22 protein-coding genes are annotated in these 22,903 nt (G+C 68.2%); 10 read left to right on the top strand and 12 right to left on the bottom strand.

Going from position 1 to position 22,903, the window contains the following annotated elements; genetic code table 11:
* Window positions 1-11 precede the first annotated feature (11 nt).
* The 8 genes from ACZ5UM_RS07300 to ACZ5UM_RS07265 all read right to left on the bottom strand — a co-directional run bounded on the left by ACZ5UM_RS07300 (window position 12) and on the right by ACZ5UM_RS07265 (window position 8,663).
* Window positions 12-815, bottom strand: coding sequence for a LolA-like protein (locus ACZ5UM_RS07300; RefSeq protein ID WP_464847874.1), 804 nt, complete (start codon window positions 813-815; stop codon window positions 12-14).
* A gap of 81 nt (window positions 816-896) precedes the next feature.
* The gene (gene dnaJ / locus ACZ5UM_RS07295; RefSeq protein WP_464848306.1) at window positions 897-2,048 is read right to left on the bottom strand and encodes a molecular chaperone DnaJ; all 1,152 of its coding nucleotides are present in this window, start codon (window positions 2,046-2,048) and stop codon (window positions 897-899) included.
* Between the two features lie 109 nt (window positions 2,049-2,157).
* Window positions 2,158-3,996 carry a molecular chaperone DnaK gene (gene dnaK, locus ACZ5UM_RS07290; protein WP_464847873.1) on the bottom strand — a complete coding sequence of 613 codons (1,839 nt, stop codon included), beginning with the start codon at window positions 3,994-3,996 and terminating at the stop codon, window positions 2,158-2,160.
* 34 nt (window positions 3,997-4,030) lie between these two features.
* Entirely contained in the window at window positions 4,031-4,681 is a 651-nt protein-coding gene (grpE, locus tag ACZ5UM_RS07285; RefSeq protein WP_464847871.1) for a nucleotide exchange factor GrpE, read from the bottom strand.
* Window positions 4,682-4,846: 165 nt separating this feature from the next.
* Entirely contained in the window at window positions 4,847-5,872 is a 1,026-nt protein-coding gene (gene hrcA, locus ACZ5UM_RS07280) for a heat-inducible transcriptional repressor HrcA (RefSeq protein ID WP_464847869.1), read from the bottom strand.
* Between the two features lie 205 nt (window positions 5,873-6,077).
* Entirely contained in the window at window positions 6,078-7,340 is a 1,263-nt protein-coding gene (gene guaA / locus ACZ5UM_RS07275) for a glutamine-hydrolyzing GMP synthase (RefSeq protein ID WP_464847867.1), read from the bottom strand.
* Window positions 7,341-7,368: 28 nt separating this feature from the next.
* Entirely contained in the window at window positions 7,369-7,908 is a 540-nt protein-coding gene (gene hpt / locus ACZ5UM_RS07270) for a hypoxanthine phosphoribosyltransferase (protein ID WP_464847865.1), read from the bottom strand.
* A 137-nt stretch (window positions 7,909-8,045) separates the two neighbouring features.
* The gene (locus tag ACZ5UM_RS07265; protein WP_464847864.1) at window positions 8,046-8,663 is read right to left on the bottom strand and encodes a DUF1256 domain-containing protein; all 618 of its coding nucleotides are present in this window, start codon (window positions 8,661-8,663) and stop codon (window positions 8,046-8,048) included.
* Between the two features lie 82 nt (window positions 8,664-8,745).
* On the opposite strand from ACZ5UM_RS07265, the gene ACZ5UM_RS07260 reads away from it, so the two are divergent.
* Window positions 8,746-9,798: an FUSC family protein gene (locus ACZ5UM_RS07260; protein ID WP_464847861.1), complete on the top strand. Its 1,053-nt coding sequence runs from the start codon at window positions 8,746-8,748 to the stop codon at window positions 9,796-9,798.
* Window positions 9,799-9,830: 32 nt separating this feature from the next.
* Here the strand turns inward: ACZ5UM_RS07260 and ACZ5UM_RS07255 are convergent, their stop codons facing one another.
* Complete coding sequence (locus ACZ5UM_RS07255) at window positions 9,831-10,193, bottom strand: hypothetical protein (RefSeq protein ID WP_464847857.1); 363 nt, start codon at window positions 10,191-10,193, stop codon at window positions 9,831-9,833.
* 261 nt (window positions 10,194-10,454) lie between these two features.
* On the opposite strand from ACZ5UM_RS07255, the gene ACZ5UM_RS07250 reads away from it, so the two are divergent.
* The 9 genes from ACZ5UM_RS07250 to ACZ5UM_RS07210 all read left to right on the top strand — a co-directional run bounded on the left by ACZ5UM_RS07250 (window position 10,455) and on the right by ACZ5UM_RS07210 (window position 18,271).
* A complete protein-coding gene (locus ACZ5UM_RS07250) occupies window positions 10,455-10,913 on the top strand; it encodes an NUDIX hydrolase (protein ID WP_464847854.1) in 459 nt (152 codons plus the stop codon).
* 6 nt (window positions 10,914-10,919) lie between these two features.
* The gene (locus ACZ5UM_RS07245) at window positions 10,920-11,792 is read left to right on the top strand and encodes a hypothetical protein (RefSeq protein ID WP_464847851.1); all 873 of its coding nucleotides are present in this window, start codon (window positions 10,920-10,922) and stop codon (window positions 11,790-11,792) included.
* A 22-nt stretch (window positions 11,793-11,814) separates the two neighbouring features.
* The gene (mobA, locus tag ACZ5UM_RS07240) at window positions 11,815-12,429 is read left to right on the top strand and encodes a molybdenum cofactor guanylyltransferase (protein WP_464847848.1); all 615 of its coding nucleotides are present in this window, start codon (window positions 11,815-11,817) and stop codon (window positions 12,427-12,429) included.
* Window positions 12,426-14,357, top strand: coding sequence for a GAF domain-containing sensor histidine kinase (locus tag ACZ5UM_RS07235; RefSeq protein WP_464847845.1), 1,932 nt, complete (start codon window positions 12,426-12,428; stop codon window positions 14,355-14,357). The genes mobA and ACZ5UM_RS07235 overlap by 4 nt, the downstream gene beginning before the upstream one ends.
* Entirely contained in the window at window positions 14,354-14,989 is a 636-nt protein-coding gene (locus tag ACZ5UM_RS07230; protein WP_464847843.1) for a response regulator, read from the top strand. The genes ACZ5UM_RS07235 and ACZ5UM_RS07230 overlap by 4 nt, the downstream gene beginning before the upstream one ends.
* 342 nt (window positions 14,990-15,331) lie before the next feature.
* A complete protein-coding gene (locus ACZ5UM_RS07225) occupies window positions 15,332-16,057 on the top strand; it encodes an amino acid ABC transporter ATP-binding protein (RefSeq protein ID WP_464847841.1) in 726 nt (241 codons plus the stop codon).
* Window positions 16,058-16,094: 37 nt separating this feature from the next.
* A complete protein-coding gene (locus tag ACZ5UM_RS07220; RefSeq protein ID WP_464847839.1) occupies window positions 16,095-16,922 on the top strand; it encodes a transporter substrate-binding domain-containing protein in 828 nt (275 codons plus the stop codon).
* A 3-nt stretch (window positions 16,923-16,925) separates the two neighbouring features.
* Window positions 16,926-17,615 (top strand): amino acid ABC transporter permease, encoded by a 690-nt coding sequence (locus ACZ5UM_RS07215; RefSeq protein ID WP_464847838.1) that lies wholly within the window; start codon window positions 16,926-16,928, stop codon window positions 17,613-17,615.
* Complete coding sequence (locus ACZ5UM_RS07210; RefSeq protein ID WP_464847836.1) at window positions 17,612-18,271, top strand: amino acid ABC transporter permease; 660 nt, start codon at window positions 17,612-17,614, stop codon at window positions 18,269-18,271. The genes ACZ5UM_RS07215 and ACZ5UM_RS07210 overlap by 4 nt, the downstream gene beginning before the upstream one ends.
* Window positions 18,272-18,370: 99 nt before the next feature.
* Here the strand turns inward: ACZ5UM_RS07210 and ACZ5UM_RS07205 are convergent, their stop codons facing one another.
* From ACZ5UM_RS07205 to ACZ5UM_RS07195, 3 genes are all read right to left on the bottom strand, one after another.
* Window positions 18,371-20,068 (bottom strand): S8 family peptidase, encoded by a 1,698-nt coding sequence (locus ACZ5UM_RS07205; protein ID WP_464847834.1) that lies wholly within the window; start codon window positions 20,066-20,068, stop codon window positions 18,371-18,373.
* Window positions 20,069-20,525: 457 nt separating this feature from the next.
* Window positions 20,526-21,911, bottom strand: coding sequence for an argininosuccinate lyase (gene argH, locus ACZ5UM_RS07200; RefSeq protein WP_464847833.1), 1,386 nt, complete (start codon window positions 21,909-21,911; stop codon window positions 20,526-20,528).
* 115 nt (window positions 21,912-22,026) lie between these two features.
* Window positions 22,027-22,674 (bottom strand): CYTH domain-containing protein, encoded by a 648-nt coding sequence (locus tag ACZ5UM_RS07195; protein ID WP_464847832.1) that lies wholly within the window; start codon window positions 22,672-22,674, stop codon window positions 22,027-22,029.
* Window positions 22,675-22,903: the final 229 nt, after the last annotated feature.

Raw genomic sequence — 22,903 nt, 5'->3', positions numbered from 1 at the left:
GTTTCCTCCATTCACTGTCCCGAACCGGCCGCCTGCCGCACCTCGTCGGGCAGCGCGAGCGGGGCCGCGTCCGGGTAGGTCCAGTCCAGCTGGTAGTGGAAGCTGGAGCCGCGGCCGGCCGGGCGCTCCACCCGGAGGGAGAAGCGGACCGGGCGCAGGCGCCGGACATCCACCCACAGCCGGTACTCCACCTGTTCATCTTGCCCGGGCGGCGCCACCTGCATGACCGCGGGGTCGAGGTCCAGCGCGAGGACCGCGGTCTTCACGCCCCCCAGCCGCTCCCGGCCGAGCAGCTCCGCCCCCCGCACGCCCGCCAAGAGCGGGGCGGCCAGCTGGTCCGGCAGGAAGGCGGTCACGTCGGGCACGTCCGCCGTGGGCGAAAGGAGCCAGCCCCCGCCCCGCGCCTGCCGCACGTAGAGCTCCTCGCCCGACAGCCAGTACTCCAGCGGCGTCCCGACCTCGCCGCTGCCCACCTCGCCGGCCAGGTGCAGAAGGCGCGGCTCCGCCTGGAACGCGCCGGTCAGCCGCGCGCCCGGGAAAAACCCGTCGGGGGAGGTGCCCGTGATCTGCGCCGTGAAGCTGTAGCGTGGCGCGCCCAGCAGGGCCCGCCCCGCCGCCTCCGCCACCTGTTCCGGGGTGAGGCCGCGCGTGCGGTCCAGGAGGGTGTCCGCCCCCCAGACGGCACCGAGGCCCACCAGGAGGGTCAGGATGAACCCCAGCCACCGCCGCGCCCGCTGCCGCCGGCGGGCAGCCTCCCAGGCGGAAGGCGGCAGCGTGGGGTCGAGGAGCGGGTCCCGGCGGGACAGCCGCGGCATGGTCAGATCGCCTCCTCCGTCGCCCCGGCGCAATGACAGCCGGGCCTCCCCCGGTCCCAGGAGGAGGCCCGGCTGCCGCATTCAGCGGCCGCCCAGGGCGTCCTTCATCTTCTTCAGGAAACCCTTCTCTTCTTTCTGTTCCGGCAGGCCGGCGACCTTCTCGCCCCGCAGGGCGGCCAGCTCCAGCAGGAGCTCCCGCTCCCGCTCGGAGAGGCGCCCGGGCGTCCTGACGCTCAGCACCACGTGCAGGTCGCCGCGGCCGGGGGCCCGCAGGTGCTTGGTCCCCTTGCCCTTCAGCCGGATGGTATCGCCCGGCTGCGTGCCTTCCGGGATCTTGACGACCTCGGGGCCGTCCAGCGTCTCGACCTCGACCTCGGTGCCCAGCGCGGCCTGGATGAAGGAGATCTCGGCCGTGGTGAAGAGGTCGTCGCCCTCACGCCGGAAGCGCCGGTCCGGCCGGACGCGCATGACGATGAACAGGTCTCCCGGCGGGCCGCCGCGTTCGCCGGCCTCGCCGTAGCCCGGCATGCGCAGGCGGGTGCCCGTCTCCACACCGCCGGGCACCTTGACCTCCACCCGCTGGGTCTTCTGCACCCGCCCCCGTCCCCGGCAGGTGGGGCAGGGCGACTCCACGATCCGGCCCTCCCCCCGGCAGCGGTCGCAGGTCGTCACATTGACGAACCGACCGAAGACGGTGTGCTGCGTCATCTGGATCTGCCCGGTGCCGCCGCACTTGGGGCAGGTCACCGGATGGGTGCCGGGCCGTGCGCCCGAGCCGCCGCAGGTATCGCAGTCCTCGATGCGGGGCACCCGCAGCTCCTTCGTGCACCCGAAGGCCGCTTCCTTCAGGGTGAGCTCCAGTTCGTACTCCAGGTCGGCGCCCCGGACCGGCCCGCGGTGGCGCTGCTGCCGGCCGCCGCCGAAGAACATCTCGAAGATGTCGCCGAAGCCCCCGAAATCGCTGAAACCGCCGAAGCCTTCGAAGGGGTTGCCGCCGGCCCCGCCCATCTGCTCCGCGGCATGGCCGAACTGGTCGTAACGGGCCCGCTTCTCCGGGTCGGAGAGGACCTGGTAGGCCTCGTTGATCTCCTTGAACTTCTCCGCCGCGTTCGGGTCGTCCTTGTTGGCGTCAGGGTGGTACTTGCGGGCGAGATTGCGAAAGGCCTTCTTGATCTCGGCCTCGGTGGCGTTGCGGGGAACGCCCAGAATCTCGTAGTAGTCGCGCTTGGCCAGTCGGTCCACCCCCCTACGTCTTAGAAATTACCATCTGGCCGGATCCGGGGCAAGTGACAGGAGGGGGGCTCCCAAGCGGCCCCCCTCCCGGAGACTCATCCCGTCAGACCTACTTGTCGTCGTCCTTGACCTTGAACTCGGCATCCATGGACTGGCCGTCGCCGGAGCCGGCGGCGCCGCCCGCCTGAGCCCCAGCATCCGTGCCGGCCGAGCCGGTCTTCTCGTAGATGGCCGACGAGAGCTTGTAGACCGCCTCGGTCAGCTTCTCGGTCGCCTGCTTGACGGCCTCGATGTCGGTGCCCTTCAGGGCCTCCTTCACCGGGTCGATCGCGTTCTTCACGCCATCGATCACCGACGGGTCGATGCCCTTGCCCTCCGACTCCTTCAGCAGCTTCTCCGCATTGTACACGGCAGAGTCGGCATTGTTGCGGATCTCGGCCTCCTCCCGCCGCCGCTTGTCCTCGGCCGCAAAGGCTTCGGCCTCCTTGATCGCCTTCTCGATCTCCTCCTTGGACATGGAGGTCTGCGACTGGATGGTGATCTTCTGTTCCTTGCCGGTGCCCAGGTCCTTCGCCGACACGTGGACGATGCCGTTCACGTCGATATCGAACGTGACCTCAATCTTGGGCACGCCCCGCGGCGCCGGCGGGATGCCGTCGAGGATGAACCGGCCCAGCGTCTTGTTGTAGGCGGCCATCTCGCGCTCGCCCTGGAGCACGTGGATCTCCACCTGCGTCTGGCCGTCCGCAGCCGTGGAGAAGATCTGGCTCTTCCTGGTGGGGATGGTGGTGTTGCGCTCGATCAGCTTGGTGAACACGCCGCCCAGGGTCTCGATGCCCAGCGACAGCGGTGTGACGTCCAGCAGGAGGACGTCCTTCACGTCGCCCGTGATCACGGCGGCCTGAATCGCCGCGCCCATCGCGACGACCTCGTCGGGGTTGATGCCCTTGTACGGCTCCTTGCCGAAGAAGCGGCGCACGGCCTCCTGCACCGCCGGGATGCGGGTGGAGCCGCCCACCAGCAGCACCTTGTCGATCTCGTTCGGCTCCACGCCGGCGTCCTTCAGGGCCTGGCGGGTGGGGCCCATGGTGGCCTCCACCAGGTCGGCGGTCAGCTCCTCGAACTTGGCCCGGGTGAGCGTCTCGTCCATGTGGACCGGGCCGTCGGCGGTCATCGAGATGAAGGGCAGGTTGATGTTGGTGGTGGTCACCGAGGAGAGCTCGATCTTGGCCTTCTCGGCGGCCTCACGCAGCCGCTGCAGGGCCTGCTTGTCCTTGCGGAGGTCGATGCCGTGCTCCCGCTGGAACCGGTCTGCCAGGTAGTTCACGATGCGCTCGTCGAAGTCGTCGCCGCCCAGCTTGTTGTTGCCGGCGGTGGCGATCACCTGGAAGGTGCCGCCGCCCAGCTCCAGGATCGAGACGTCAAACGTGCCGCCGCCCAGGTCGAAGACCAGGATCCGCTGATCCTCGCCCTTGTCCAGGCCGTAGGCCAGCGCGGCGGCCGTCGGCTCGTTGATGATGCGCAGGACCTCCAGACCGGCGATCGTGCCGGCGTCCTTGGTCGCCTGCCGCTGGGCGTCGGTGAAGTACGCGGGCACCGTGATGACAGCCTGGGTGACCTTCTCGCCCAGCTTCTCCTCCGCGTCGGCCTTCAGCTTGGAGAGGACCATCGCGGAGATCTCCTGCGGCGTGTAGGTCTTGTCGTCGATCCGGACCTTGTAGTCGCTGCCCATGTGGCGCTTGATCGAGAGGATCGTGCGGTCCGGGTTGGTGATGGCCTGCCGCTTGGCCACCTTGCCGACCAGCCGCTCGCCGGCCTTGGTAAAGGCGACGACGGACGGAGTGGTCCGGTCGCCCTCCCTGTTCTCCAGAACCGTCGGTTCGCTGCCATCCATCACGGCGACCACCGAGTTGGTGGTGCCGAGGTCGATGCCAATGACCTTGGCCATGTACCGAAAAGCCTCCTCACTACCAGTCTGCCCGCTAGCTCCGGGTGTTCACCTTCACCATGCTCGCCCGGATCACCCGGTCGCCCAGCATGTACCCTTTGCGGAACTCCTCCAGGACGATGCCGTCTTCCTTCTCCGGGTCGTCATGGGTCATTACCGCTTCGTGCAGGTGCGGATCGAAGGGCTTGCCGACGGCTTCGATCGGCGTGACGCCCTCCTTGGCCAGGATCTCGAGAAACGACCGCAGCGTCAGCTCGACGCCCTGGCGCAGCCGCTCATCGCCGGGGTTGGACGGCGTGGCCAGCGCCCGTTCCAGGTTGTCGATCACGGGCAGGAGGTTGATCAGCAGCCGCTGGGTGCCGTACTGCGCGATCTCCTCCTTCTCCCGCTGCATCCGGCGCCGGTAGTTCTCAAAGTCGGCCTGCAGCCGGATCAGCCGGTCCATCAGCTCGGCCACCCGGCCCGACTCCGCCCCGGCGTCCGGTTCGGCTTCCGCTCCGGGTTCTGTTTCCGATGCCGGCTCCTCCGCGGGCGCCTGCTCCCGAGCAGCCGAAGCTGCATCCGCCTGCGCCGCGCCGCTCTCCCCGCTGCCTTCCGCTGCGGGTTCGGCGGCCGGGGCCGGCTCCGTCTGTGTCGTGTCGGTCTCCTGCTCCGGAGGAGGCTCTGCCCGAGGGGTCTTCTTCAAGTCATCCGCCACTGCTGCCGGTCACCTCTTCTCTCTTGTTAGCACTCTCAACACCTGAGTGCTAACGCATCCACAAATGAACATAGCACCCACCTCTACCCGTGTCAAGCCCCGCAGCGCGGCGCGCAAAGGCCCGGAGCCGAATCTGCCCCGGGCCCGCGGTCCCTAGAACCGCCGGTTCATTTCGCTGAGGTAGGAGGCGATCGCGTTGAGGATCGAGACCACCTTGGGATACTCCATGCGCCTGGGCCCGATCACGCCCATCTTGCCGATGATCCGGTCGCCCAGCCGGTAGGTCGCGGTGACCACCGAACAGTCGGCCAGCTCCCGCAGCCGGATCTCCTCGCCGATCTGAATCTCCACACCCTCTGACTCCCGGTCGACGCCGAGCACCGAGGCCACCGCCTCCTCCTGCTCCAGGAAGGAGAGGACCCCGCGCAGCTTCTCCACGTCCCGGAACTCGGGCTGGTCCAGCATGTGGGAGGTTCCGCCCAGGTAGAGCCGGTGCCGCTCGCCGGGCTCCAGCTTCTGCTCCAGGAAGTACAGCGCCTGCTCGAGCAGGGTGCCGTAGCGGACCAGCTCCCGCTGCAGGCTCTGCAGGGCCGTCCGGGAGAGCGTCTCCACCCGCTGGCCCCGCAGGTGCTCGCTGAGGAGCGCCGCCACCTGCTGCAGCTCCAGCATGGTGACCTCCAGGGGGACCTCCACCACCTGGTTCTCCACCAGGCCGCTGTCGGTGATGTAGATCAGCAGGGCGCGGTCCTGGCCGAGGGGCACCAGGCGGATCTCCTTGAACACGGCTTTCTCGAACTGCGGGCCGGAGATGACGGCCGTGAGCTGGGTCGTCTCCGAGAGCAGCCGGGCCGTCTCGCGCACCAGCGTGTCGAACTCGCGGATCTTGCGCTGGAACGTCCGGCGGATGGCCTCCTGCTCGGCGGGGTTGATGGGCCGCTCCGGCATGAGGCAGTCGACGTAGTAGCGGTACCCCCGGTCCGACGGGATCCGCCCGGCCGACGTGTGCGGCTGCTCCAGGTAGCCCATCTCTTCGAGGTCCGACATCTCATTGCGGATCGTCGCCGGACTGACGCCCAGGTTGTACTTGCGTGCGATCGTGCGGGACCCGACCGGCTCGGCGGTGGCGACGTAGTCCTCGATAATGGCCTGCAGTACCTTGTTCTTGCGGTCATCAATCACGGGGTGTCACCTCCGGATGACCCCGGAACCACGGACCATACGGGCGCTGACCCCTTTTAGCAGTCAACGCCCGAGAGTGCTAACGCGCTCAGCTTGAACATAGCATCAAACGTTCGGAGAGTCAAGGGGACCGAGGCCCGCCCGGGCCGCACCAAGAAGGAGCCGGCGGCCTGCGGCCCCGGCTCCGGCTGCTTCCGAACCTGTGTTACTCCCACTCGATGGTGCCCGGAGGTTTGGGCGTGACGTCGTACACCACGCGGTTGACGTGGGGCACTTCCCGCACGATCCGGCCGGTGATGCGCTGCAGCACCTCCCAGGGCAGCGGGTAGACGTCGGCGGTCATCGCATCATCCGAGGTCACGGCCCGGAGCACGATGGGATAGGCGTACGTCCGCTCGCCGTCCTGCACCCCGACGCTGCGCACGTCCGGGAGCACGGCGAAGGCCTGCCAGAGCCGGTCGTACAGGCCGGCGCGGCGGATCTCTTCGATATAGATGGCATCGGCCTCCCGCAGGATGTCCAGCTTGGCCCGATTGACCTCCCCCAGCACCCGCACGCCCAGGCCCGGACCGGGGAAGGGATGGCGCCCGACGATCTCTTCGGGCACGCCGAGCGCGCGGCCGACCGCCCGCACCTCGTCCTTGAACAGCTCACGGAAGGGCTCGATCAGCTCGAACTGCATATCCTCGGGCAGCCCGCCGACGTTGTGGTGCGACTTGATCACCCCGGCGGTGCCCGTGCCCGACTCGATGACGTCCGGGTACACGGTGCCCTGCACCAGGAAGTCCACCCGGCCCAGCTTGCGGGCCTCGTCCTCGAAGACCCGGATGAACTCGTTGCCGATGATCTTCCGCTTCTGCTCGGGGTCCGTGACGCCCTTCAGCTTGCTGAGGAACCGGTCGGCGGCGTCCACGTGAACCAGCCGGATGTGGAAGTGGTCGCGGAACGTGCGCACCACCTGCTCGGGCTCGCCCTTCCGCATGAGGCCGTGGTCCACGAAGATGCAGGTGAGCTGGTCGCCGATGGCCCGGTGCACCAGGACGGCCGCCACCGAGGAGTCGACGCCGCCGGAGAGGGCGCAGAGCACCTTCCCCTCGCCGACCCGCCGGCGAATGGCCTCCACCTGCTCGGCGATGAACGACTCGGTGGTCCAGGTGGGCGCACAGCCGGCGACATTGAAGAGGAAGTCCGCCAGCAGGGCCCGCCCCTCTTCGGTATCGGCCGACTCCGGGCGGAACGACTGCCCGGGGCCGAGCACCGGAATGGCGGGAGGAAAGGTTTCGGCCTCCGCAGCAGACCCGGCGCAGAGGATGATGCCCTTGACCGGCGCCTCGCGGTAGCGCGCCGCGGGCGCGTCCGCCGGCCACACCTCACAGTAGACCTGCCGCTGCCTGACGAGGCGGGCGATGCTCTGGCCGTAGCGGCCGGTGGGATCCACGACGACGATGCGTTCACGATTCTGCGCCATGCTGCTGCTCCTTTCGCTGGGACCCGCGTCAGCTGCGGTACATTTCAGGCTTCAGAACACAGATATCCCGGAGGTTCCGGTACTTCTCGGCGTAGTCCAGCCCCATGCCGACCACGAAGAAGTCCGGCACCTCGAAGCCGCGGTAGTCGATGGTCACGTCGACCTTGCGCCGGGAAGGCTTGTCCAGCAGCGCCGCCACCTTCAGCGTGGCCGGACCCCGCTGCGACAGGTACTCCTTGAGGAACTTGATCGTCAGCCCCGTGTCCACGATGTCCTCGACGATCAGGACATGACGCCCCTCCAGCGTGTAGTCCAGGTCCAGCAGGACCCTGTGCACACCGGTGGACTTGGTCGCGGCGCCATAGGAGGCGATGCGCATGAAGTCCAGTTCCGCGGGAATCGTGATGGCCCGGAAGAGGTCGGAGCAGAAGAGAGCCGCCCCCTTCAGAATGCCAACGACCACCAGGTCCTTGCCCCGGAAGTCCTCGGAGATCTGCGCCCCCAGTTCCCTGATCTTCGCCTGAATCTCTTGCTCTGAGATCAGGACGCGCTCAATATCTTGCTGCACCGCTGCGGTCTCCTCTCCTACCCTGGGGTGTCTGGTTTTGGCAACAGTCTACCCATCCTGCCAACCAGCGTCAAGGGCGCGAAAAAGGGTTCGCCGGGGGCGGCGGCGAACCTTTGCGAGATTGTGGTCGTGATCCGTCAGGCGAGGCCGGTCCGGGCGGCGGAGGGGCTCCGGAAAAGCGCCCCCGACTCGTAGGCCGCCCAGAAGGCGAGGATTCCGTCCGCGATCACCTCTGCCATGCCGACCGTCTGGTCGAGATCGGCAAACCAGATCATGAACGGGAAGTTGGCCATGCCGCCCATGATGTGGAGGTGGCCCACCTGGGGCAGGACCTTTCCCATGGCCGCGCCCGGCTTCAGCGGCCCCCGGTTCAGCGTGAGCCGCCCCGGCCGGCCCACGGCGGCGTCGACGGCGATGATGTAAGGCAGCCGCTCACGGCGCAGCGCGCGGGTCCACGCCTCAGAAAGCCGCTCCCGCAGGTTGGCGGCGTGCACGGGATCTTCGAGATCTCCCACATGTTCGCCCCGGAAGCCCTTGCGCTTCAGGAACCAGCCCGTGAACGGCCCCAGGGCATCGCCCGTCGAACTGGTGGCGCCCACCAGGAAGAAAACCGGAAAGTACCGCTCCGGCTGCGCCAGCGCGCGGAACTGCGCCGCGATGGCGCCGGCCAGGCGTTCGGGCGCCCTCGGGTCCTCGAAGTGCATGTCCAGCAGCGGCAGCCCCCCTGCTGCCGGCCCGGGGAAGTCACGGCTCACCGCCCACTCCTCCTCGTGACTGCTATTTCATACTATACCAGCTCCTTTCTATGATGTCAATTGCTGGATAAGGTGATAGTGGATGGATCTTCCCCTGCGTGTGCTCCAGCCGTTCCTCGGCGCGCGCATCCTGAAGACCGGCGTCGCGGTCTTCCTGACCCTGGCCCTGCTGCACCGGCTGGGATCGGCCTACGCGACGTTCGGCGCGGTGGCGGCCGTGCTCGCCGTGCAGCCCTCCATCACCCAGGCCAGGAACGCCTTCCAGCAGCAGCTGGTGGGCAACGCCGTGGCCGGGGCGGTGGCCACGCTGCTCGGGCTGTGGCTGCCGGTGAACCCCCTCACCATGGCTCTGGGCGCCGTCCTGACCCTGGGCATCCTGGTGCGCTTCCGCCTCTCGGAAGCCGCCGGGCTGGCCGTGGTCGTGGTCCTGTTCGTCATGGACCGGCCGGCCCACGATTTCCTCCTGTACACCCTCGGGCGCATGGGCACCATCGTCGTCGGGATGACGGTCGGCTTCCTGGTGAACCGGCTGATCCGCCCGCCCGACGCCCTCCGGCGGGCGCGCAGCGAACTGGCGGAGGCCCACCGGCACCTGGACCGGAGCCTGAACCGGCTGCTCCTCAGCCTCAGCCACCCGGAGGACGATCCCGTGGAGCAGGTCCTGGCGGATGCCGACATCGCCCGCCGGCACCTCTCCGCCGCCCGCACCCTGGTCGATTTCGGCGCGGCGGAAGGGCGGCAGGAGGAAGCCGGGATGCTGCGGCAGGTGCACGACGCCCTGGAGGGGTTCCTCCCCGCCGCCGCCGACATCCACCGGGCGGTCCGGGAGGCCGGGGGAATGGCCCACGGGCCCGAGCGGGAGGCGTTCACGGCAGCCGTGAAGGCGCTCCAGGCCTACGCCCGCGCCGTCCTGGAGGGCCTGCTGCAGGGGACGGCGATCGATCCGGATGCCGCCCGGCGCTGCGACAGCGCGCTGGCCGCCTTCGCCGGCTCCGTGGCGCACCTGATCGACCGCCGCGACCGCCGGGAATTCGGGCTGCAGCTGCATCTGATCCTGGCCGAGATGCGTCATATGGTGTGGCGGCTCAGCGGCCTCGCCCGGCTGGCCAGGACAGGCGGACGGCAGGCGCCGTAACCGGCCCTGCCGCCCGCATCCGCTCGTGTCCGTCACTGCACCTGGCCATACCCCGGGTAGTAGCCGTAGGGAATGCCCGCCATTCCCGGCGGGTACTGCTTGGCGAAGCCGCCGCCGGGCACGGGGGCCCAGCCGGGCATCTTGCCGAACCCGCCCTTGTCGAAGGGCATTCCCTTGCCAAAGGGCATCCCCTTGCCGGAAGGCATCCCCTTGCCAAAGGGCATCCCCTTACCGAAGGGCATCCCCTGGCCGAAGGGCATCCCCTTACCGAAGGGCATCCCCTGGCCGAAGGGCATCCCCTTACCGAAGGGCATCCCCTGGCCGAAGGGCATACCCGTCCCGAACAGCATCGGCGCCTGGCCGAAAGGCATGGCCGCCATGTCATCCCAGTTCATCGGGTCACCCCCTCCGTCAGGTTATGAAGCGCTCGCAGGCGGTGTCCGCAGGGCTGACCGGCCCCCGCAGCGGCATCCGCCCGCTGGGCGTCTGGAACCGGAGGACCGGGGCGCGAGCAGCCCCCCGACGTTCGGCTTTCCGGGCGTCGCTTTGCCGCGGAATCGAGTCCAGAGCATGTGGTTCACCTCACAGACCCAGCCTATGATTGAACCCCCGCGGCGGACCCGAAAAAGCGATACGTTAAGGAGCGGTTCAACGCGATGACGGCTGTGACCCGTGACTTCACCGTGGCCACCTTCGTGGTGCACGAGGGCAAGGTCCTCCTCCTCTGGCACCGGAAGCTGGGCATGTGGCTGCCGCCCGGGGGCCACATCGAGCCCAACGAACTGCCCGACGAGGCAGCCGTGCGCGAGGTGCGGGAGGAGGCCGGGATTGAGGTGCGGCTGATCTCGCCGCCCGCCCTGCCGCCCATTCCGGGGCCGCGGCAGCTCGCCCGGCCCGAGGGCATCCAGCTGGAACAGATCGCGCCGGGCCACGAGCACATCGACCTCATCTACTTCGCGCGCCCGGCCGATCCCCGGGCCGTCGGCCTCATGGCCAACCACGAGGTCGAACGGGTGGGCTGGTACGGCCCCGACGAGCTGGACCGGATTCCGCTGACCGCCGAGGTGCGGGCCTGGATCCAGAAAGCCCTGGCTGCGGCCGCAGAACGGGAGTGAGCAGCAGTGCGCCGATTCCTCATCGTGCTCGGACTGGTGCTGGCGCTGCTGGCCGGCTGCGCCCGTGCGGAACCCACGGCCGAGGCGGCCGCCGGCGCGGCCCGGAGCTTTATGGAGTCGCTGGCGGCCGGCAGCTTCGAGGGGGTCTGGGGCGCGCTGACCGCGGAGGCCCGCCGCCGCATGGATGCGGAGATCGTCGCCGCCTGGCTGGCCGGCCGCCACGTCGCGTTCGAGGGCGTGGGCGAGGCCCGGGAGATCGAGCCCGGGGTGATGCAGGTGCCCCTGGTGGGCGTCACCGTCCGCGACCCCGGCCGTTCCGTGCGCTGGCCGCAGTCCTGGCTGACCCTCCGCTGGGAGGACGAGCGCTGGGCCGTCGCGTGGGCGGAGCCGCTCTTCGAGCCGGCCGAAACCGCCTACCACAACACGCTGTACCAGGAGCAGCTGGACCTGGCCCGCGACATCGTCGCCATCGACCCTTACCACTACCGCGGCCATCTCGAGCTCCACTACGCCTACCGGGGCCTGGGGCGTTTCCGGCAGGCGGAGCACGCGCTGAACACCGCCTGGGCGCGCGCCTCGGCGGCCCAGAAAGCCGACGTGATGGCCGCCCGGGCCCGGTACAAGCTGGCGCTGGGCGCGCCGGATGACGCCCTGGCGCACGCCCGCAGCGCGGTGGAACTGGCCCTTCCGTATGTACCGGGGACCTATTCCCCGGCGTGGCAGGCCGAGACGCTGATCGTGGGCGCACAGGCTGCTTTGGCCCTGGGCGACCGCGAGGCCGCGGCAGAGCTGGCCGACCGGGCCGCGGCTGCCGATCCGGAGAGCGCCGCTCTGGCGGTCTTCCGCTACCAGCTGGCCGCAGGCAGCCTGTCGCCGTAAGCAAATACGAGGTGAGGATCTGGTGGATGGGAAGTTGGAGGCCTGCGGCGTCATCCTGGCCGGGGGCCGGTCCAGCCGCATGGGCCGGAACAAGGCCCTGCTCATGCTGGACGGGGAGACGCTGATCGCCCGCCTGGCGCGGCGGTTCTCCGCCTGGTTCCGGCAGGTGGTCATCGTGACCAACACGCCGGAGGAATACGGCTTTCTCGGCATTCCCATGGTGAGCGACCGCATTCCGGGCCTCGGGCCGCTGGCCGGCCTGGAGGCCGGGCTGCAGGCGAGCCGGTACGAGCACGCGTTTTTCTGCGCGGTGGACATGCCCTTCGTCGACGAGTCCCTGGTGCGGTTTATGGTAGAGGCAGCGCCCGGCTACGATATTGTCGTGCCGGCGCCAGACGGCGAGTATGAACCCATGCACGCCGTGTACGGCCGGGGCTGCCTGCCCAGCATCGCCCGCAACCTGGATGCGCGCCGGCTGCGCCTGGTCTCGATCTTCCCGGAGGTGCGCGTGCGGGAGATCGGCGGCGCCGAACTGGCCCAATTCGGCGATCCCGAGCGCCTGTTCTTCAACTGCAACACGCCCGAAGACCTGGAGCGGGCACGCCGCTGGCTGGAGGAAGAAGGTCGATCTCGTTGAGACGGCCCAGCGCTCTCTGGATCTCGCTCAGCTCGCTCACCCTGGTGGCCGCCGCGGCGCTCCTCCTGCCGCTGGAGTTTCCGGCCAAGGGCGAGCCGCTGCCGCCTCCCGGCGCGGCGCTGCTGCCGGTGGCGGTGATCGCGCTCCTGGTGTGGCTGGCCCAGCCCTGGCGCGTGGCCATCCGCGGGGCCAGGGGCGACATCTCGATCTCCATGGCCATCGACGTGGCGGCGATGCTCCTCTTCCACCCCTTCATCGCCGCCCTGGGCTCGGCGGTCGGCACGGCCTTCTACCACCTGGCCGGCGTCCCGTTCACCCGGCGGGTGCCCCGGGAGCACCGGCTGCCACGGGCTCTGATCCGCGGCGTGGTCACGTTTGCCGCCGTGGCCCTGGGCAGCTGGGCCGCCCGCATGATCCGCCCCGCCGCCGGCCCCATCGTCTTCACCGCCGACTGGCTGGCCCTCTTCGTCGGCATCTCCATCCGGCTCCTGGTCCGCATCATCTTCTACCCGCTGGGCATGGCGGCGCTGCGGCAGGGTCCCGTCTGGGCGTACCTGCGGAAGGAGTGGGAGCGGCTGCCCCTGGTGCCGTTCCTGCTCACCACCACCTTGGGCGGAACCGCGGCCCTCATCTACCAGTACCAGCCGGCGGCCCTGGTGCTGCTCTTCGGGCCGCTGGCCTCCACCTGGGCGCTGTCGCAGGAGTTCCACCGGATGAACCGGCTGCTGGACACGCTGGAGGACAAGATCGCCGACCGCACCGCCCGCCTGGCTCAGACCGTGACGGCGCTGGAGCGGCGCCTGGCTGAATCGGAGGCCCTGCACGCGGTGGACGAAGCCATCACCACGGCCATCCACCCGGACGAGGTGCTCACCGTGATTGCCCGGGAGTCGGTGCGCGTGACCGGCGGCTCGTCCGCCCTCATCACCCTGCTGACATCGGACGGATCGCGCCAGTTCGTGCGGGCCACCTACGGCGCGGGGATGGAGGCGTACGTCGGCCTGGAGCTGCCCATGGAGGGCAACCTGACCAGCCTGGTGCTGCAGACCGGCAAGCCCCACGTCTCGCGCGACCCCGAACGGGACCCCCGCCTGAACCAGGACCTGGTGCGGGCCGGGCAGTGGCGGGACGTCATCGAGGCGCCGATCCGGACCAAGCACCGCACGCTGGGCGTGCTGGTGGTGGCCAGCCGGCAGCCCGGGCGGTTTGACGAACAGCACCTGCGCCTGCTCACCCTGCTCGCCAACCAGGCCGGCCGCATTATCGAGAACGCGGAGCTGCACGCCAAAGCGCGCGAGGTGGCGGTCCTGGAGGAGCGCAACCGGCTGGCGCGGGAGCTGCACGACTCCGTGACCCAGGTGCTCTTCGGCCTCACCCTGAACCTGGAGTCCGCGGTGGGCCTGATGGACCGCAAGCCCGAGAAGGTCAGGGACCTGATCACCCGATCGAAGGAAATGGCCGGCGAGGCCCTGGCCGAGATGCGGTCGCTGATCTTCGAGCTGCGGCCGGCGGCGCTGCAGGAGAAGGGACTCGCGATGGCGCTGAGCAACCACATCAACCTGTTCCGCCGGCGCCACGGCGTCGAGGTGACGCTGACGCTCAGCGGCGACGAGCGGCTCGCGCCCGAGGTGGAATTCGCCCTGTACCGCGTGGCCCAGGAGGCCCTCAACAACGTGGCGAAGCACGCCAGGGCGCACCACGTCAGGGTGAAGCTGGATCTCCGCCCCGAGGAGGCGCTGCTGGAAGTCTGCGACGACGGGGTCGGATTTGACCCGGCGGCTGGCGCGCGGGGCGGGTCATTCGGTATGATCGGAATGAAAGAACGGGTGAACGAAGTGAAGGGCTCCCTGGAGATCGTATCCGCACCCGGCCAGGGGACCTGTGTTCGGGCACGCGTTCCCACAGTCTCCGGAGGTGAACCCCGGTGAACCCCATCCGCATCCTGATCTGTGACGATCACTTCATGGTCCGACAGGGACTCGCCACCTACTTCGAGCTGCAGGACGACTTCGAGGTGGTCGGCGAGGCGGCCGACGGCCGCCAGGCCGTGGAGATGGTCAGGTCGCTGAAGCCCGACGTGGTCCTGATGGACCTGATGATGCCCGAGCTGGACGGCCTGAGCGCGCTGCGGACCCTGAAGGGAACCGGTACCCGGGTGATCATGCTCACCTCGTTCCTCGACCTGGAAAAGGCGATGGCCTGCATCGAGGAAGGGGCGCTGGGGTTTCTCACGAAGGACATCGAACCCGCTGACCTGGTGGACGCCATCCGCGCCGTGCACCGGGGCGAGCCGCGGCTGCACCCCGAGGTCATGAAGCGGCTGATGATCCGCACGGCCCATCCGCAGCAGCCCCGCAAGCGGGAGCTGCTGACGCCCCGCGAGCTCGACGTGCTGCGGGCCCTGGCCCACGGGCTGACCAACCGGGAGATCGCCGAACGGCTGGTCATCAGTGAAACCACCGTGAAGACCCACATCTCGTCCATCCTGAGCAAGCTGCAGCTGACAGACCGCACCCAGGCGGCGCTGTGGGCGGTGAGGGAGGGGCTCGTGGACGACTGAGCCTTCCCGGGCCGCCTCCTCCCTGCGAAGGAGCTGCGCGTCCTCCTCGGGGAGTCGGCAAAATCCCATCCGCAGCAGGATGCCGAGACGGGGGCAGGTGCATATACTAAGGCTGTGACCAGCAAATCCCCTGTCCCCCCATGTGAGAGAAACAGGACGCCGTGCGGGAGGCGTCCTGTTTCTTTTTGCTTTTGTACGATGTCACAATCCGGAGAACTGACCCACTAGACGGTGATTCTGATAGACAAAACTAATCATATGACACTTGCATTTTCGATCACTGCAGGACAGTATTTAGAATATAGCCCTTCGCGAACCCAGAAAGGGTGGTCAGCGCATTCTATGATCGAGCTGATTAAGGTAAATAAACACTTCGGACCCCTGCACGTGCTCGTGGACGTCGACCTGACGGTGAAAACCGGCGAGAAGCTGGTCGTCATCGGTCCTTCGGGCTCCGGCAAGTCCACCCTGATCCGCTGTATCAACCTGCTGGAACGGCCCACCAGCGGGACGGTCATCGTGGACGGCGTCGACATCACGGCGCCGCGGGCGCCCCTGACCAAGGTGCGCCAGTCCATCGGCATGGTGTTTCAGCAGTTCAACCTCTATCCGCACAAGACCGTGCTGGAGAACGTCGCGATGGCGCCGGTGCTGGTCAAGGGCATCCCCCGGGAGGAGGCGGAGGCCTCGGGTCTGGAGTTCCTGGACCGGGTCGGGCTGAAGCACAAGGCCAACGCGTACCCGTCGCAGCTCTCCGGCGGGCAGCAGCAGCGGGTGGCGATCGCGCGCGCCCTGAACATGCGCCCGAAGATCATGCTGTTCGATGAGCCTACCTCCGCCCTGGACCCCGAGATGGTCCAGGAGGTGCTGGACGTGATGATCAGCCTGTCCCAGGAGGGCATCACCATGGTCGTGGTCACCCACGAGATGGGCTTCGCCCGGGAGGTGGCCGACCGGGTCATCTTCATGGACGGCGGGCAGATCCTGGAGGAGGGGCCGCCGGAGCACTTCTTCGAGGCCCCCCGCCACGAGCGGACCCGGCTGTTCCTCAGCCGCATTCTGCGCTGATGACAGATAGAAAAAGAAAGCAGAGGGGAGTATCGGAATGAAGCGCAAGTGGGGTGTGATGTTCGCAGCGATTCTGTGTGCCGCCGTTCTGGCGGGCTGCGGAGGGCAGTCCCAGGCGCCGGCCGGCGGCGGCAGCGGGGACGGCGCCTCGGACCTCCCGGCCCAGGTGCAGAAGATCAAGAACGCCGGCGTCCTGAAGGTCGGCGTGAAGGAAGACGTGCCGAAATTCGGCTACCTGGACCCCGCCAAGAACGTGCATGAGGGTCTCGAGATCGACCTCGCCAAGCGCATCGCCAAGGAGATCTTCGGCGACGAGAACAAGGTGCAGTTCACCGGCGTGAACGCCAAGACCCGCGGCCCTGCGCTGGACAACGGCGAGATCGACATGGTGATCGCCACGTTCACGATCACCGAGGATCGGAAGAACAGCTGGAACTTCTCCGACCCCTACTTCACCGATCACGTGGGCTTCCTGGTGCTGGAGAGCAGCGGCATCAAGTCCTGGAAGGACCTGGACGGCAAGGTCATCGGCGTGGCCCAGTCCGCCTCCACCCGGGCAGCCCTGACGGAGCAGGCGGAGAAGGACGGCATTAAGGTGGAGTTCATGGAGTTCGCCACCTATCCGGAGATCAAGGCGGCGCTGGACTCCGGCCGGATCGACGCCTTCTCCGTGGACCAGTCGATCCTCTGGGGCTATAAGGACGACAAGAACGTCATGCTGCCCGACAAGTTCGCGCCTCAGGAGTACGGCATCGCGACCAAGAAGTCCAACACCGAGCTGGCCGAGTTCGTCAACAACATCATCAAGGAGATGATGGCCTCCGGTGAGATGGACCAGCTGTACGAGAAGTGGGGGCTGAAGTAGCCAGTGGATCGCTTTGCCGCATTCAAGTGGCAGGCGCTCTTCCGAGACTGGCACATCCTCCTCGAGGGCCTGGGCCGGACCGCCAGCACGGCAGGTCTGGCCCTCCTCCTCGCTCTGGCGCTGGGCGTGCTGTTCGGTGTCCTCGCCACCGCCCCGTGGAGGAGCGGCCGGACTGTGAGCCGCCTGTACGTGAGCTTGATCCAGAACACCCCGCTGGTGACCCAGGTGTTCTTCCTCTACTACCTGCTGCCCCATTTTGACATCATGCTCCCCACCCCCGTGGTGGGCGTGCTGGGGCTGGGCGTCTACCACGGCGCCTATGTGACCGAAGTGGTGCGGGCCGGCATTCAGGCGATTCACCGGGGACAGCTGGAGGCCGCCCTGTCCCAGGGCTTCAGCTACGTGCAGGCCATGCGCTACATCATCCTGCCCCAGGCGGCGCAGATCGTGCTGCCCCCCATGACCAACCAGGCCGTGGCGCTCATCAAGAACTCCTCGATCCTGGCCATGATCTCCGGCGGAGACCTTATGTTCCAGGCGGACTCCTGGTCGGCCACCACCGGCTATTACGGGCCGGCGTACCTCACCGTGTGGGCGATCTACTTCGCCATCTGCTTCCCGCTGGCCCAGCTGGCCCGGCGCTGGGAGGAGCGGGTGCGGCTCAGCCGCGGCGGGGAGGTGACGGCCGCGTGATCGAAGAACTCCAGGAACTCGCTCAGTGGCACAACCTGCGGTCCTTGGGAGAGGGGCTCCTGATCACGCTGCGCATCAGCGGACTCACCATCGTCTTCTCCTTCATCCTCGGCACACTGCTGGGCGTGATGCGCTACAGCCGCCACTGGCTGTTCAGCCGTATCGCGGCCGTGTACATCGAGAGCTTCCGCGCCTCGCCCCTGATCCTGCTCATCCTGCTGTTCCGCTTCGCCACGCCGCTGAAGCCGGTCAACTCCGGCACCCTGGCCATGACGCTCTTCACCGCGGCCATCGTCGGCGAAATCGTGCGGGGCGGGCTCAACTCGGTGGACAGGGGGCAGTGGGAGGCCGCCCGGTCCCAGGGGTTCACCTGGTGGCAGACGATGCGCCACATCGTCCTGCCTCAGGCCCTGCGCAAGATGATCCCGCCGCTGACCGGCCAGTTCGTCACGGTGGTGAAGGACACCTCGTACGTGTGGGTCACCGGCGTGCACGAGCTGACCGGCAAGGGCGTCATCATCCTGGGCAAGCACGGCTCCACGGTCCAGTTCTTCGCTATCTTCGGCATGATCGGCCTGATCTACTGGGTGCTCTGCTTCATCGTGAACCGCATCGGAATCTGGCAGGAGAACCGCATGTCCTGGCTCACCCACTGACGGGCAAGGTACGGGGCTGCACGCCGGAAGCGTGCAGCCCCGCTGCTTTCCCACCGCGCAGCCCTGCGGCGCCGTGCCGTCCCCGCCGGGGCGGGCCCGTTACTTCAGCTCGACGTCGTCGATGAAGAAGCTGGTCGGCAGCAGCCAGTCGTTGGTGGCGCTGAACTCCAGACGCACCGTCTGGCCGGCCCAGCTGGCGAGGTTGACGTTCTCCTGCACCCACTGGTTCCGGGCGTCGCGGTTGCTCCGGGTGACCAGGGTGGCCAGCAGGCTGCCGTTCTGGCTGTAGAGCCGCACCCGCAGGTAGTCGTAGGCCGTGGAGCTTCCCTCGCTGGTGCTCATGTACCACCAGAACGTGAGCTTGCCGTTCTGGGGGATGGTCACCGTCTGGCTGATGGCGTCGGTGCCGTAGTTGTAGCCGCCCAGCCAGGCGCTGTAGTTGCCGGTCCGCGGCAGATAGGTGCTGATCAGCTGGTAGCCGCCCGAGGAGCTCTGCACCCAGGGGGCGGTCCCGTTCTCGAAGCCGCCGTTCTGCACCTTGTTCTCGCCCGGGTCGCCGGGTTCGGGATCAGGTCCGGGGCTGGTCTCATTCATGACGGCCCTGTAGGCGTTGATGCGGCCGGCGGCCCAGTACGTGCCCGTACCGGGGATGGGGTCGGCCGTCGCCACGATGCGGTCCCAGATCTCCTGGTTGGTCAGGTTCATCGAAGCCAAGAGGCCCGCCAGGCCGGCGACGTGGGGGGTCGCCATGGACGTGCCGCTGATGGTGTTGTAGCCGCTGCCGATCCAGGTGGAGTAGATGCTGGACCCCGGAGCGGCGACCTCCACCCAGCTGCCGTAGTTGGAGAAGGACGAGCGGGTGTCTGAGTTGGTGGTGGAGGCGACGGCAAAGCACCGGGAGTAATACGCCGGGTAGGAGGGGGCGCTGGTGTTCTCGTTGCCCGCGGCGCAGGCCAGGAAGACCCCCCGGTTCCAGGCGTAGTTGACGGCGTTCTGCAGGGTCGTAGACCCCATGGCGCCGCCCAGGCTCAGGTTGATGACGTGTGCGCCGTTGTCAGCCGCCCAGGTGATGCCGTTGGCCACATTGGCCAGCGTGCCCGAGCCCGAGTTGTTCAGCACCCGCACCGGCATGATGCGGCATTCCGGGCACATGCCGGCGCCGCCGGTACCGTTGTTCGTCTCGGCCGCCGCGGTGCCCGCGACGTGGGTGCCGTGGCCGTTGCCGTCATCCGGGGCGTTGTCCCGGTCGACGAAGTCGTAGCCCGGAACGATCTTGGCGTCCAGGTCCGGGTGGTTGCGCTGCACGCCGGAGTCGACGATGGCGATAATCGTGCTGGAACTGCCCCGGGTCACGTCCCAGGCGTCGTAGGCGTCAATGCGGTCCCACGCCCACTGCTGGGTGCGGCCAGGATCGTTGGGCGTCCACTGGACGGTGTAGATGTAGTTGGGCTCCACATACTCGACGTTGGGGTTCATCTTCAGCGCCCGGACGACCGACTCGGCAGCCTTGGGGTCACTCTTGGCGGACAGGGCCGGGAACTCCAGCACCTCGACGTCCAGCGCCGCCACCCGGTCCACCACCTTCGCGCCGGCCTCGGCGGCGATGGCCGCCCGCTGGGCCGCGGCGACGCCCGGCTTGAACTTCACGATGAACTGGCCGGGAACCGCCGGGGCTTTCAGGTCCACGCGCACGTGGTCCTTCGGGGAGACCGCATGGGGCTGCGCCAGGGCCGGATTCCACGCCGAGGCCGCCAGCACCGTGCACAGGGCCACAAGCCAGGTCACTACGCGCTTCATGGGTCCTCCTCCTTTCCTGATCTGCAGACCGCTTCCGGCCTGCACCGCGCTGCTGCGGTGTCGTTATGGTAAGGCCTGCAGTCCGGAAGGACAAGGCAGAAGCGGTACTTTTCTCTAACAGGTGAACAATATGAATGTTCACAGGGAGACCGCCGTATCCCCGCGGTGGATAGGAACGTACATTCGGTTACTGGAGGACTGAGGAGAGTGAACGCGGAACTGGCCGTACGGCAAGTGGGGCGTGCCGCCGCTGGCGGAGATCCTGCGGCGGCTGGAGGAGTTGGGGCGAAAGAGCCCGTAGACGCGCATCGACACACCAAGGACGTTGCGTCGAAACACGGCGAACGAAAAACAGAACGCACCGATGGTCTTCGACAGACCAGCGGTGCGTTTTGTCGTCATGGTCCATGGCCCCGATCACCCGGCCGGCCTCCGATGACCGCCCGGAGCATGCCGCTCAGCCCATGCGCTGCGCGAGAATGTCCGCCGCCAGCGCCATCTGCCGCTCCACCTCGGCGGGCGCGGTGCCCCCCAGCGACGTGCGCAGGTTGACGCACGTCTCGGGGGCGATGGCCTGGTAGATGTCTTCCTCAAACAGTTCCGAGAACGCCTTGAACTCCTCCAGGGTGCAGTCGGCCAGGTACTTGCCCCGCTCGATGCAGTAGAGAACCGCCCGGCCCACGACCTCGTGCGCCTCCCGGAAGGGCATGCCCTTCTTCGCCAGGTAATCAGCCATGTCGGTGGCGTTGGAGAAGTCCTGCCGCACGGCCTGCGCCATGCGCTCCCGGTTGAACCGCACCGTCGCCAGCATGCCGGTCATCACCGTCAGGCAGGCCTTCAGGGTGTCCACCGCGTCGAAGAGCCGCTCCTTGTCCTCCTGCAGGTCGCTGTGGTAGGTGAGCGGCAGCCCCTTCAGCACGGTCAGCAGGGCCATCAGGTCGCCGTAGACGCGGCCGGTCTTCCCCCGCACGATCTCCGCCACGTCGGGGTTCTTCTTCTGCGGCATGATCGACGAACCGGTGGCGTAGGCGTCGTCCATCTCCACGAAGCCGAACTCCGTGGAGGACCAGTTGACCAGCTCCTCCGCCAACCGGGAGAGGTGCATCTGGCAGATGGCTGCGGCCGCCACGAACTCGATGATGAAGTCCCGGTCGCTCACGGCGTCCATGGAGTTGGGGTACACCCCGGCGAAGCCCAGCTCCGCCGCGGTGAATTCCCGGTCGATGGGGAAGGTGGTGCCCGCCATCGCGCCGGCGCCCAGGGGCGAGACGTCGGCCCGCCGGAGCGCGTCGGCGAAACGGCCGTAGTCCCGCTCCAACATCCAGAAGTAGGCCATCAGGTGGTGGGAGAGCAGGACCGGCTGCGCCCGCTGCAGGTGGGTGTAGCCGGGCATGATGACGCCCATCTGCTCCCGGGCCCGGTCCAGCAGGGTGCCCTGCAGGTCGCTGACCAGCCGCTGCACCGCGGCGATCTCCTCCTTCACCCACAGGTGCACGTCGGTGACCACCTGGTCGTTGCGGCTGCGAGCCGTGTGCAGCCGCCCCCCGACCGGGCCGATCTTCTCGATCAGCCGCTTTTCGATGTTCAGGTGGATGTCCTCGTACTCCTGGCGGAAGGGAAACTGCCCCGCCTCGATCTCGGCCTCGATCTCCCGCAGCCCCTGCTCAATCCTGGCCGCATCCCCGGCGGAGATGATCCCCTGCTTCGCCAGCATGCGGGCGTGGGCAACCGACCCCCGGATGTCCTGCTTGTACAGCCGGCGGTCGAAGGCCAGCGACGAGGTGAAGCCCTCGGCGGTCTTGTCCGCAGGCTTGGTAAAGCGCCCTCCCCAGAGCTTGGTCATGGCACGCGGCCTCCTCGTCATCCAGATCTCGCATGATTATACTATTCTCCGCATATTTATGCAACCAGGAGTCGAAAAAACGGCCGGGCGCCAGGCCCGGCCGTCAGCGTTTCATTCAGCGGCGGCCCAGGGTGAGGCCCCGTTCCAGCTTGGAACGGCCCGCCGCCCGCAGGTGGCCGCCGGCCAGCGCAAACAGCTCGGCCTCCACCGCGCGCAGCGCCGCCGGATCCGCCAGGTCCGGCGCCGCCTCCACTTCGATGTCGTAGTACGGGTCAGGGTCCAGGCCGGGGTAGCGCACCCGGTCCAGCGCGAGCGTGCCGATGTCGCCGATCGGCCGCACGATCCGCTCCGTGTATACGTCCAGCACGGGCTCCAGCGGCCCGGCGGGGCGGCCCACCGCGAACGCGGCGAACGGCACCGCGCCCGGCCCGATGAACGGGCGGATGCGGGCCATGACCTCCCTGTGGCTGTCCAGATCCAGCGGAGCCTCGTACTCCTCCCGTTGGCTCAGGGCCCCGTCCCGGGCACGGGTCACCTTGAGCGTGACCAGGATGCGTCCGTCCTCCCGGCGCACGCGCAGGCCTGCACCGGCCCGGGCCAGATCGCCGTCATCGGTGTCGAAGTACGTATCGCGCAGATTCACCGTACGTGCGGGGCCCAGCGGGAACCCCGCCAGCGTGTCCCGCGCAGCGAGCGCTGCAAACAGCGCTCCGGGACCGCCGGGCAAGGTGGGAAGCACCTCCAGCTTGATCTCCACTTCCACAGCGGTCACCTTCCCGGACTGTGCACAGGCTCCAGTGCGAACCCCTCCACGCGCCAGGACTGCCAGGGACCGCCCTGCATCGGGCCGAGCGGCCCTTCCGGCGGCTGGCCGCCGCGCCGCAGCCACGCCCGCAGGGCGGAGAGGTTCGGCACGGCGGTGTGGATGACCGTCCACGTGTGCCCGCAGGTACATGTACCGCAGACCACCGCCCAGCGGCCGCCGTTGTCCA

Source organism: Symbiobacterium ostreiconchae (genome assembly GCF_055396975.1).
The sequence above is the reverse complement of the archived record's forward strand: the minus strand, read 5'-3'. Positions and strand labels throughout refer to the sequence as shown.